The organism is Arthrobacter sp. 35/47, from assembly GCF_000520475.1.
Classification (GTDB): domain Bacteria; phylum Actinomycetota; class Actinomycetes; order Actinomycetales; family Micrococcaceae; genus Arthrobacter_D; species Arthrobacter_D subterraneus.
The window spans coordinates 18,245-29,160 of the sequence record NZ_KI914597.1; the positions used below are offsets into that span (position 1 = coordinate 18,245).

9 protein-coding genes are annotated in these 10,916 nt (G+C 64.3%); 6 read left to right on the forward strand and 3 right to left on the reverse strand.

Features of this window, described 5'->3' with window-relative positions; genetic code table 11:
• Positions 1 to 29: 29 nt before the first annotated feature.
• Both X803_RS0109380 and X803_RS0109385 read right to left on the reverse strand, forming a co-directional pair.
• Positions 30 to 1,109, reverse strand: a complete 1,080-nt coding sequence (locus X803_RS0109380; RefSeq protein ID WP_051470621.1) for a hypothetical protein — start codon at positions 1,107 to 1,109, stop codon at positions 30 to 32.
• A 59-nt stretch (positions 1,110 to 1,168) separates the two neighbouring features.
• The gene (locus X803_RS0109385; RefSeq protein ID WP_026544945.1) at positions 1,169 to 2,092 is read right to left on the reverse strand and encodes a helix-turn-helix domain-containing protein; all 924 of its coding nucleotides are present in this window, start codon (positions 2,090 to 2,092) and stop codon (positions 1,169 to 1,171) included.
• A 282-nt stretch (positions 2,093 to 2,374) separates the two neighbouring features.
• On the opposite strand from X803_RS0109385, the gene X803_RS0109390 reads away from it, so the two are divergent.
• From X803_RS0109390 to X803_RS0109410, 5 genes are all read left to right on the forward strand, one after another.
• The gene (locus X803_RS0109390; protein WP_026544946.1) at positions 2,375 to 3,736 is read left to right on the forward strand and encodes an ABC transporter substrate-binding protein; all 1,362 of its coding nucleotides are present in this window, start codon (positions 2,375 to 2,377) and stop codon (positions 3,734 to 3,736) included.
• Between the two features lie 69 nt (positions 3,737 to 3,805).
• Entirely contained in the window at positions 3,806 to 4,774 is a 969-nt protein-coding gene (locus tag X803_RS0109395) for a carbohydrate ABC transporter permease (RefSeq protein ID WP_026544947.1), read from the forward strand.
• Entirely contained in the window at positions 4,771 to 5,658 is an 888-nt protein-coding gene (locus X803_RS0109400) for a carbohydrate ABC transporter permease (protein WP_026544948.1), read from the forward strand. The genes X803_RS0109395 and X803_RS0109400 overlap by 4 nt, the downstream gene beginning before the upstream one ends.
• Positions 5,659 to 5,730: 72 nt before the next feature.
• Entirely contained in the window at positions 5,731 to 6,735 is a 1,005-nt protein-coding gene (locus X803_RS0109405) for an NAD(P)-dependent alcohol dehydrogenase (RefSeq protein ID WP_051470625.1), read from the forward strand.
• A 34-nt stretch (positions 6,736 to 6,769) separates the two neighbouring features.
• Entirely contained in the window at positions 6,770 to 8,242 is a 1,473-nt protein-coding gene (locus tag X803_RS0109410) for a mannitol dehydrogenase family protein (RefSeq protein ID WP_026544950.1), read from the forward strand.
• Positions 8,243 to 8,340: 98 nt separating this feature from the next.
• Here X803_RS0109410 and X803_RS0109415 read toward each other — a convergent pair whose 3' ends face one another.
• The gene (locus tag X803_RS0109415; RefSeq protein WP_026544951.1) at positions 8,341 to 9,327 is read right to left on the reverse strand and encodes an acetylxylan esterase; all 987 of its coding nucleotides are present in this window, start codon (positions 9,325 to 9,327) and stop codon (positions 8,341 to 8,343) included.
• Between the two features lie 187 nt (positions 9,328 to 9,514).
• Between X803_RS0109415 and X803_RS0109420 the strand changes: the two genes are divergently transcribed.
• A complete protein-coding gene (locus X803_RS0109420) occupies positions 9,515 to 10,813 on the forward strand; it encodes an ABC transporter substrate-binding protein (RefSeq protein ID WP_026544952.1) in 1,299 nt (432 codons plus the stop codon).
• The last annotated feature ends 103 nt before the right edge of the window (positions 10,814 to 10,916 follow it).

The following is a 10,916-nucleotide window of genomic DNA, read 5'->3' on the forward strand; positions in this document are numbered from 1 at the left end:
CCGTGAACCCGCCTCATCTGCGTAAAAGTTCAGACGTCGTTGCGGGTGAACGCGGCGGCGCGGACAACGTCGTCGTTCTCCAGGCCGGCGCCCAGAGCGCCGCCCACGGTCGCCAGCGCTGCGGTGAGCAGACTGAGCTGCGCGTATTCCGCCAGTCCCACGGAACTCCCGACGACGGCGGCAAACACTCCCGCATCCACCAGCAGCACCGCTGCCAGGAAGGACAGGACGAAGAGCGCGCCGAAGAAGGTGAGGACGCCGATGACCACGGTTGCCGTCGTCGCAATGTTGAAGAGGGTGACCTGCTCCCGTTCAAGACGCCGCCGCGGCCGTTCCCACAGGTCCGCGCCGATCATGAGGGTCAGGGTCACCGCGCCGACCGCGAGCACGGTCAGCAGGATGAGCCGCACGGGTCCGTAGGCAGTTGCCAGCAGCCAGAGGTCGCTGGTTGCGAGAGTCACTACGCCGGCGGCCGCCGCCGCGGTCAGTGCGCGGGACAGGGTGACCGCCAGCCGCCACGGCCGGTTCGCGAGGATGAGCCCAAGCAGCACGCGTGCGTTTCCGGCGACCACGCGGCCGGTGAACTGGATCGGGTTTTCATCGGAGAGGTCGGGCAGGTCATCCGCCATTTCGCGGGCGCGGCGTGCGCGGTCCTCAGGCTCGTCACCGTCGTCCCACCCGGCAAGCGGCCCGACCAGGCGCGCCACCGCCGTCGTCAGGCTCTCCCTCCGACCGACGGACCGAAGGGTAGGCAAGGCGACGAGCCCTACCTTGTGGACGGGGCTGATCTGGGTGAGGACCGGCTTCCGCCCGCTGCGGAGCGCCAGATCGCTGACGACGACGGCGAGATCCCAGTCCTCATCCAGCAGCCGGTCGCGCGCGGTTTCCAGCAGCTCCGACGGCGCATGTCCATCGAGCGTTTCGACCATGACGGACAGGCGCCACGCAACGCCGGGATACAGGTCGCCGAGGAGCCGCGGCAGCGCATCGTCCAACTCCCGAGCGGACACAGGGTCGAGGGACGGAGGCACCACGACGCCGAGGGTCAGGACGGGGACATGGTCGCCGTCGGGAGCTTCGTCTGGCAGGGGCGGGGGTGTAGCGGGCACCGGTCAATGATCGCCGGGCCGGAGGCGTGGAGGGAAATCGACGGGGGCGGGGAGAGGAGTCACGAACCGCCGTGGGCCACACGGTACGCCCGTGGACTCACTCCGGTTTCCGAAAGAAAGTGTCGGTTGAAGTTCGAGAGATTGGAGAACCCTACCTCGTAGCAGATCGAGGAGACCGGCGTATCAGTCTGCTCCAGCAACCTGCACGCATGCGCCAGCCGGAGCTTGCGGACCATGTCGCTGAAATTCTGGCCCGTGGCTTTGCGGAAGTACTTCGAGAACGTGGGCTCGGTCATCCCAACCAGTGACGCGGCTTCAGACATGCGCACCGACCCCGCATGGTTCGCGAAGATGTACTCCAGCGCAATATCAACCACGGCTGCCGCTTGGCTGTCGAGCTGCGGTTGGAACCACTCGCGAGCCAGCAGCACCCGGTCGGACTGTGGCGAACGGGCGAAGACTGCCAGGATCCGGAGGACCTGATGCAGGCGCTCCACTCCCGTACTGACAGCGACGGCTTCGATAGCTTCCGTTGCCGCGACCGCCGTCTCACCGGTGAAATGTATGCCACGGGCAGACTGCTGCAGGACCGGCTCCACTTCAGTGAGTTCAGGCATCAGTTCGGCGCACTTGCGGAGCCATCCGCCGTCGAACTGGATGACGGCGTCGCGATTGGTGAGAACTTCACCGGGCTCAAGGTCACTCACCCAGTCATGGGGCAGCCCCGAACCGACCAGGGTGACCTGCCCCGCCTCGAACGTTCCGAGATGGTCGCCCACAATGAAGCGCCCGGTCCCTTTACGGATGAGGTGGATCTCGTACTCGGGGTGGTAGTTCCACCGCGCAATTGGGCTCGGATAGTCGTGCTCATGCCAGCGCACCGAAGAGTTTGGGTCATGTGGGATTACTTCGCGGTTCGCCCGCAGGCCGGTAAGGCGCTCGGCCAACCGAACCGCAGCATCTGCCTCCTGCACCCTGCTCATCCGCTTCCTTCCTGCATCACATAACAATTGTCCGGCATGCCGACCCCGCAGTCGGCAACCGTTCGATAACGGCAGGTCCCTTCTCCCGCGGCGCTCCAGCGCAACAGAAAATAAGTATCAGTTTGAGGAAACAGGGGCGCTAGTTGTGCCTATCGTCACACCCTACAGTTTTTGTATAGGCACAACCGGCGCCGCTTGAGGCACGGTTATCCAACACAAATCACCAGCACTGAGTGCGTCGATCCGGCGCGCCCTCAAACAAGTAAGAACGAAGGAGTCCTTATGGGAAGCCCACGTACGCGAATCACAGTGACAGCGGGCCTGACCGGTGTGACCCTGGCCCTCAGCGCCTGCTCCGGCGCAGGGGGAGGGGCAACCGGTGGCGGTGCCGACGGCGATGCGCAAAGCATCAACGTCCTCATGGTGAATAACCCCCAGATGGAGGACCTGCAGCGACTGACTGCCGATAACTTCACCACGGAAACCGGCATCACCGTCAACTTCACCACCCTTCCCGAGAACGATGTCCGGGCGAAGATCAGCCAGGAGTTCTCGGCTCAGGCTGGCCAGTACGATGTCGCGTCGCTTTCCAATTATGAGATTCCGTTCTACTCCGCGAATGGTTGGCTTGCTCCCCTTGATGAGCATGTTGCTGCGGACGAGGAATTCAACCAGGACGACATCCTGCCCGCCTATACGGCATCACTCACCGGCGAGGACGGGAAGCTTTACGGCGAGCCGTTCTACGGGGAGTCCTCTTTCACCATGTACCGCACCGATGTTTTCGAGGAACTTGGGCTCACCATGCCCGAGGAACCCACCTGGGACGAGGTTGCGGAACTCGCAGCCACGGTTGATGAGGCCAGGGACGATATGAAGGGCATTTGCCTCCGCGGCCAGCCCGGCTGGGGACAGGTTTTCGCTCCGCTGACCTCGGTGGTGAACACCTTCGGCGGCACCTGGTTCGACAAGGACTGGAACGCCCAGGTGGACTCGCCCGAATTCACCGAGGCGGTCCAGTTCTACACAGACCTGGTCAAGGAGCACGGCGAGGCCGGAGCCGCACAGGCCGGCTTCACCGAGTGCCTGAACAACATGACCCAGGGGAATACGGCCATGTGGTACGACGCGACCTCCGCCGCCGGAAGCCTCGAAGCTGAGGGCTCCCCAGTTGCGGGCAAGATCGGTTACGCCGCTGCCCCGGTGAAGGAGACTGACTCCTCCGGATGGCTGTGGACCTGGTCCTGGGGTATCCAGGCCGCATCGCAGAAGCAGGACGCCGCGTGGGAGTTCATCTCCTGGGCCAGCTCGCAGGAGTACGAGGAGCTCGTAGCTGAGGAACTCGGCTGGGCGAAGGTCCCCTCGGGCAAGCGCATCTCCACGTACGAGAACGAGGAATACCAGGCTTCTGCTCCCTTCTACGAGGCCGAACGCAACGCCATCGAGAATGCCGACCCCCTAAACCCGGGAGTACAGGAACGCCCCTACATCGGGATCCAGTTTGTCGGAATCCCGGAATTCGCCGACCTCGGAACCACCGTTTCCCAGGACATCAGCGCCGTCATTGCCGGTCAGCAGACCGTTGAGGAGGCTCTGGCCAAGGGCCAGGCAGCCGCCCAGACCGTCGGCGACAAGTACAAATAAGCAGCATCTAACGCACGGCTGGCGTTCTGACCGGATTCCGGTCCGAACGCCAGCCAAGCAGGAGAACCCATGACTTCCGCCACCGTAGCCCCCCAGCGCAAGAGCCACCGCCCCTCCCCACCCGTCCGCAACGCCGCAGCACGAGAGCGCAGGACAGCCTGGGCGCGCAGAGCTCCACTTCTGCCGGCCCTCATCTTCCTGATCGTTGTCACCCAGCTGCCGTTCGTGGCCACCCTGGTGATCTCGTTCATGGACTGGAACAGCCTTCGCCCGAATGACACGGGCTTCGCCGGCTTCGGAAACTATGTGCAGGTCCTTTCAGACCCCGTACTCCGCCAGTCAATCTTCACTACCATCCTTCTCACCGCGACCGTGGTGTTCGTGAGCCTGGTCCTTGGCCTGGGGCTGGCCCTGCTGCTGGACAAGAAGTTCATCGGCCGGGGAATCGTGCGGACCATGCTTATCGCACCGTTCCTGGTCGTACCGGTGGCAGCAGCGTTGATCTGGAAGCATGCACTCCTGAATCCAAGCTATGGCCTAGTCAACGGCGCGCTGACCTGGATCTGGTCACTGTTCGGCAGCAGCAACGCCCCGCAGCCCGAGATCCTCACTCAGTCACCGTTGCTTGCCGTTGAAGCTTCTCTGATCTGGCAGTGGACGCCCTTCATGATGCTGATCCTCCTTGCCGGACTGCAGTCCCGGCCCTCGGACGCCGTCGAGGCAGCTGAGATGGACGGCGCGTCGCCGTGGCAGGTCTTCCTATACCTGACGCTCCCGCATCTGCGGCAGTACCTCGAGTTGGGAGGGCTCCTGGGCACCATCTACATCGTCCAGAACTTCGATGCAGTCTTCACGCTCACATCAGGCGGCCTCGGCACAGCCAACCTGCCATATTCCGTCTACCAGACCTTCTACATTGCCAACGAATACGGCCCGGCATCAGCCACCGGTGTCATCACGGTCATAGGTTCGCTCATCGTGGCCACCTTCGCCCTGCGCACCGTCTTCACTCTCTTCAAGAAGGAGGAGTCCCGATGACCGCCCTGAATCCGACCGCCGGCCCCCGCTTTCTCGGCCGGAAGCCAAAATCGCGCCTGGATCCAACACGGAACAACACCGTCGCGGGCCTGCTGGCATGGACCGCCGCGTTCATCTTCGCGATTCCGGTGCTGTGGATGGTACTGACGTCCTTCCACTCGGAAGTCGATGCCGCAACAAACCCGCCGTCCATCGCGGCGGAACTCACCCTGGACTCCTACCGGGACTTCTTCAGCGGAGCCTCCGGACTCAACCCGTGGCCTCCACTGATCAACTCCGCCACAGCGTCGATCACCTCCACCGTACTGGTGCTTCTCCTGGCGATCCCGGCGGCCTATGCGCTGTCCATCCGTCCGGTGAAGAAGTGGACGGACGTCATGTTCTTCTTCCTCTCCACCAAAATGCTCCCCGTGGTTGCCGCGCTCCTCCCGCTCTTCCTTATCGCCCGCAACCTCGGCGCACTGGACAACATCTGGTTCCTCGTCCTGCTCTACACGTCCATGAACCTCCCCATCGCGGTCTGGATGATGCGCTCCTTCCTGGCTGAGGTGCCGGTCGAGATGCTTGAGGCAGCGCAGATCGACGGTGCCGGGCTCCTGCTGACGCTCCGTAAGGTCGTGGCACCGGTCGCCATGCCGGGTATCGCCGCGACGGCGCTGATCTGCTTCATCTTCAGCTGGAACGAACTCCTCCTCGCCCGGGTCCTCACCGGCGTCGTCGCGGGAACCGCTCCCGTCTTCCTCACCAGCTTCGTCTCCAGCCAGGGACTCTTCCTCGCCAAAGTCTGCACCGCAGCAGTAATCATCTCGCTGCCCGTCCTGCTCGCAGGATTCGCGGCGCAGGACAAGCTCGTACAGGGCCTGTCCCTCGGCGCCGTGAAATAAGAAACGCTCAACTGAAAGGACAGGTCCGTGACTGCGACTGTCGAAGCAACACCCATCAACATCCCGGCAACCATGCGCGCCTCCATCCTGCGCAAGCAGGGAGACATAGCACTGGAACAGGTTGGAGTCCCCTCCCTCGACGATGACCAGGTCCTGGTGCAGGTTGCGGCCGTCGGCGTCTGCGGCAGCGACGTCCACTACTACGAGCACGGACGGATCGGCGACTACGTTGTTGACCACCCGCTGGTCCTGGGACATGAGCTCTCCGGCCGGATCGTCGCGGTCGGCGCGACCGTTGACCCGGCGCGGGTTGGTGAGCGCGTCGCCGTCGAACCTCAGCGTCCCTGCCGGGTGTGCGACCAGTGCAGGCAGGGCCGGTACAACCTCTGCCCTGACATCGAGTTCTACGCCACACCGCCGATCGACGGCGCCTTCACGGAATATGTGGCCATCCAGGCGGACTTCGCCTACCCGATTCCTGACAATGTGAGCGACGAAGCGGCCGCCCTGATCGAACCCCTGTCCGTGGGGATCTGGGCCTGCCAGCGCGCCAAGATCGGCCCGGGCAGCCGGGTGCTCATTGCAGGCGCCGGTCCGATCGGCATCATCGCCGCCCAAACGGCGAGGGCATTCGGAGCAACGGAAATCCACATCACCGATATCTCACCCGACCGCCTCGCCTTCGCCCTCAAACACGGCGCCACCCACACCCTCGACCCCCGGACCGACTCCGTGGAAGGGCTCGACGTCGACGCGTTCATCGACGCCTCCGGAGCACCGCAGGCGGTGCGTTCCGGAATCAAGGCGGTAGGTCCGGCCGGCCGGGTGATCCTCGTGGGGCTCGGAGCCGACGACGTCGAACTCCCCGTTTCATACATCCAGAACCGCGAGATCTGGCTCTCCGGTGTCTTCCGCTACGCCAACACCTGGCCGCTGGCCATCCAGCTCGTCGCCGAGGGGAAGGTTGACCTTGATGTCCTCGTGACCGCTCACTTCGGGTTGTCGGAGGCTGAAGCAGCGCTCCAGGCGGGCAAGGAACCCGGTCAGCTCAAGGCCGTTGTCCACCCCGGACGATAATGGGCACCCCCACCCTTCCACGCAAAGGCACCACATGACCCAGCTTTCAGCCTCGACCCTCGCTTCACTAGCGCCCGCCCTGCCGGTGCCGGCCTATGACCGGTCGGCCCTGGCAGTGGGTATCGTCCACTTCGGCGTCGGCGGCTTCCACCGTGCACACCAGGCGATGTACCTCGACCGGTTGATGAGCCGGGGGCAGGCACTGGACTGGGCGGTCTGCGGTGTCGGCGTCCTTCCAGACGACGTTGCCATGAAACAGGTCATGGACCACCAGGATTGCCTGTACACCCTGGTGGAGAAGGCACCTGACGGTTCCCGAAACGCCCGCGTCATCGGTTCAATTCTTGAGTACCTCTTTGCACCGGATGATCCGGAAGCCGTCATCGAAACCATCGCAGCACCCGATGTCCGTATTGTGTCGATGACCGTCACCGAGGGCGGCTACTTGATCGACCCGGTGACCGGCCAGGTGGACACCGGGAACCCCGCCTTCAACGCCGATCTGGTGCCGGGCGCAGTTCCGGCGACGGTATTCGGGATGGTCACGGAAGCCCTGGCCCGACGCCGGGACCGAGGGCTTCCCGGGCTGACCGTCATGTCCTGCGACAACATCCAGGGCAACGGCGACACGGCCCGCGCTGTCTTCAGCGCGTTTGCCGAACGACGCAACGCAGCCCTTGCGGAATGGATCGCCGACAACGTGACCTTTCCCAACTCCATGGTGGACCGGATCACCCCGGCGACCACGGACGCGGACCGCGCGGAGGTATCCGCCGAGTTGGGAATCGAGGACGCCTGGCCCGTGGTGTGCGAGGACTTCGAGCAGTGGGTCCTCGAGGATTCCTTCGCCCAGGGGCGCCCTGCGTGGGAAGAGGCGGGTGTCCAACTGGTTGACGACGTCGAACCGTACGAGCTCATGAAGCTCCGCCTCCTGAATGCGAGCCATCAGGCGCTCTGCTATCCCGGTTTCCTGGCGGGGTACCGGCTGGTGCACGACGTGTGCCAGGACCCCGCTTTCGCCCGGTACCTGCTTGCCTACATGGAACAGGAGGCGACTCCGACCCTCCGGCCGGTGCCCGGCGTGGACCTGGACGTCTACCGGCACAAGCTCATTTCCCGTTTCTCCAACGCCGCGGTCCGCGACACAGTGGCGCGCCTGTGCGCCGAAAGTTCAGACCGCATTCCCAAGTGGCTTGTGCCAGTCATCCGCGAGAATCTCGCAGCCGGCAGGAGCGTCCGCTACGGCGCCGCGATCATTGCCGCGTGGGCGCGCTACGCAGAGGGTACCGATGAGGCGGGACAGTCTATCGACGTCGTCGACCGGCTCCGGGCACGGGTCATGACCGCCGCCTCGCAGACCCGGGAGGACCCGCTTGCTTTCCTTCGGCAGCGGGACCTCTTCCTTGACCTCGCCGACGACGCCGCATTCGTCGACGCCTACCTCGATGCGCTCGGCGTACTCCACGGACCAGGTGCCAAGGCACTGGTCGCAGAGCTGGCAGCGTAGCTAAGTGGGTTTCCAGGACGGCAGGTAAGGAAATCTTGCGCAGATCTGGCGGTTTCCAGAGCGCCGAGCCCGCCAGACATGCGCGAAAGTTCCGTGGTTTAGGTCCGGGCGAACACCTCGCGCTGGAACCGGATGTGCTCGGCGGCCTGGACCGCCCCGCCGTTCTCGTGACCGTTGTAGGGGAACACGTTCATCGACTTCGGCCCGGCGTAGGCGTTGTAGGCGGCGTATACGCAGGAGGGCGGGCAGACGTCGTCGAGCAGGCCCACCGAGAACAGTGCGGGCAGCGTGGCGCGCGTGGCGAAGTTGACGCCGTCGAAATAGCTGAGGGTTGAGAAGATTTCCTCCTCGCGTCCGCGCTGGATGCCGAGGTAGCGCACCAGCTCGCCGTAGGGAGCGGTGTCCACAATCTCGGTGGCGCGGCGGATGTGGGAGAGGAACGGCACGTCCACAATGGCGGCCACCGGCGCGTGCTCGAGGAACGTAGGGGAGAGGGCGGCGGATGCCAGTGCAATCGCTCCGCCCTGGCTGCCGCCCGAAATGAGCACCTTGGAAGCATCCACAAACGGGTGAGCCTGCGCGGCCTCGACGGCGCGCACCGCGTCGGTGAACAGCCGCCGGTAGTAATAGGTTTCGGGAGTGTCGATGCCGAGCGTCAGATGCCCGCCGAAGTGTGGTCCGCTCACCCCGGGATCCGGGGTGTCCCCGCTGCGGTGGCCGGCACCCTGCCCGCGCAGATCCATGACGAAATGCGCGACGCCGGTGCTCGGGATCGCGGTCCACTCGCCGGGGAGGCTCCGGCCTCCTCCGTACCCGATGTACGTGACCACTGTGGGCAGCGGACCGGACGCGGAACGCGGGCGCAGCATCCAGCCCTTGATCGGGTGCCCGCCGAAGCCGGCGAAGGTGACGTCCTCGGTGACAAGCTCGGAATATCCGGCGTCGATCTCGTCGAAGCGGGCATCGAGCGCAAAGGACGCGGTCTCCGCGAGCGTCTTCTCCCAGAAGGCGTCAAAATCGGCTGGTTCCGTGCGTTCCGGCGCATAGCGCTCAAGCTCGGCGAGGGGCAGGTCAAACTGCGGCATGAGGAGAATCCTTCGCTGAATAGTGTCTCGGAAGTATCACGGCTCACATTATTCTAGGAATAGGTCTTGCGTATTGAGACGATTCAATTTAGTCTCATTGGAGAGCGCTTTCCGTGATGTGCACCACTGTACCAGCGGACCCGAAGAGCTTCACGTCATATCTGAGCCGTTCCCCAGGAGGACAAGGATGTTCAAGAGAATCTCACCACGCGCCGGCTCCGGCGTAGCGGTCACAGTTGCAGCCGCACTCATGCTGACGGCCTGCGGCGGCAGCGGCGGTGGCGACGCCGGCGGCACGCCGGATCCCAACGAGGAAGTAACTCTCAACTTCACCTGGTGGGGTAACGAGGACCGCGCGGAGCGTTACGAAGAAGCGATCGCACTGTTCGAAGAGCAGAACCCGAACATCGACGTCAACGGAACCTTCATGGACTTCCCGGCCTACTGGGAGAAGCGCCAGACAGAAGCTGCCGGTGGCGGCCTGCCGGACGTCATGCAGTTCGACTACAGCTACCTGCGCCAGTACGGCCAGAACGGCCTCCTCCTCGACCTCACCGGATTCGAGGGCAACGGACTGACCACCGACGGCATCGACGAGACGCTGCTGGCAACCGGCAAGCTTGAGGACCAGACACTGGCTGTCCCCACCGGCTACAACGCCTGGTCACTCTTCGAGAACCCCGCGGTGCTTGAGCAGGCCGGTGTTGAGGGCTACGAAGGCGGAACAACGTGGGACGACTACGACGCCTACATGGCCGGCGTCACCGAAGCCTCGGGCGGCGAAGTCTACGGCGGCACCGACTACACCATGCGCATCCAGAACTTCGAGCTCCAGCTGCGCCAGGAAGGCCGTGACCTGTTCACCGAAGAGGGCGAAATCAACTTCACCCAGGAGGAACTCGCCGAGTTCTGGAGCAGCGCCGAGGACATCCGTGAGAACGCCGTGATCCCCGCACGCCAGCTTGAGGAAGTAGCCCCGAAGTCCGGCTTCGGTGCCAACCTCACCGCAACTGAGATGACCTGGTCCAACTTCATGGGCGGCTACCTGGGAGACACCGGCGCCGAAGACCTGAACATCGTTGCACCGCCCACCAGCGATCCTTCCGTGCAGGACCTCTACCAAAAGCCCTCCATGCTGCATGCAGTATCGGCCGGAACCGAGCACCCTGAAGCAGCGGTGGCGTTCATCGAGTTCCTGATCAACAGCCCTGAGGTGGGCGAGATCTTCGGCGCAACCCTGGGTGTTCCCGCCTCGGAGACCGCGCTCGAGGGTGCCGCTCTCGAAGGCCCGGAGCTCGAGGTCAAGGAATACCTGGACTCGGTGGCGGACCGCATCGGTGAGCCCCCGGCAGCACCGGTTGTCGGCTACGGCGCACTGGAGAACACCTTCCTGACGCTGGGCACCTCGATCGGGCTCGGCGCCATCACTCCTGAAGAAGCCGCACAGCAGTTCTTCGACGAGGCCGCCGTTACGCTCGGCAGCTGAACCAACCGTTATTAGGAGCAGTTCATGACCACGGGATCGGCGCACGCGCCAACACACACCCGCCATAGTGCCGAACCCGGCACCCGTCCGGCGGGCCCCCGCC

Coding starts and splice junctions, on each gene's coding strand:
- X803_RS0109385 (WP_026544945.1), bottom strand. CDS start 2,092: ATGAGCAGGGTGCAGGAGGCAGATGCTGCGGTTCGGTTGGCCGAGCGC.
- X803_RS0109390 (WP_026544946.1), top strand. CDS start 2,375: ATGGGAAGCCCACGTACGCGAATCACAGTGACAGCGGGCCTGACCGGT.
- X803_RS0109395 (WP_026544947.1), top strand. CDS start 3,806: ATGACTTCCGCCACCGTAGCCCCCCAGCGCAAGAGCCACCGCCCCTCC.
- X803_RS0109400 (WP_026544948.1), top strand. CDS start 4,771: ATGACCGCCCTGAATCCGACCGCCGGCCCCCGCTTTCTCGGCCGGAAG.
- X803_RS0109405 (WP_051470625.1), top strand. CDS start 5,731: ATGCGCGCCTCCATCCTGCGCAAGCAGGGAGACATAGCACTGGAACAG.
- X803_RS0109410 (WP_026544950.1), top strand. CDS start 6,770: ATGACCCAGCTTTCAGCCTCGACCCTCGCTTCACTAGCGCCCGCCCTG.
- X803_RS0109415 (WP_026544951.1), bottom strand. CDS start 9,327: ATGCCGCAGTTTGACCTGCCCCTCGCCGAGCTTGAGCGCTATGCGCCG.
- X803_RS0109420 (WP_026544952.1), top strand. CDS start 9,515: ATGTTCAAGAGAATCTCACCACGCGCCGGCTCCGGCGTAGCGGTCACA.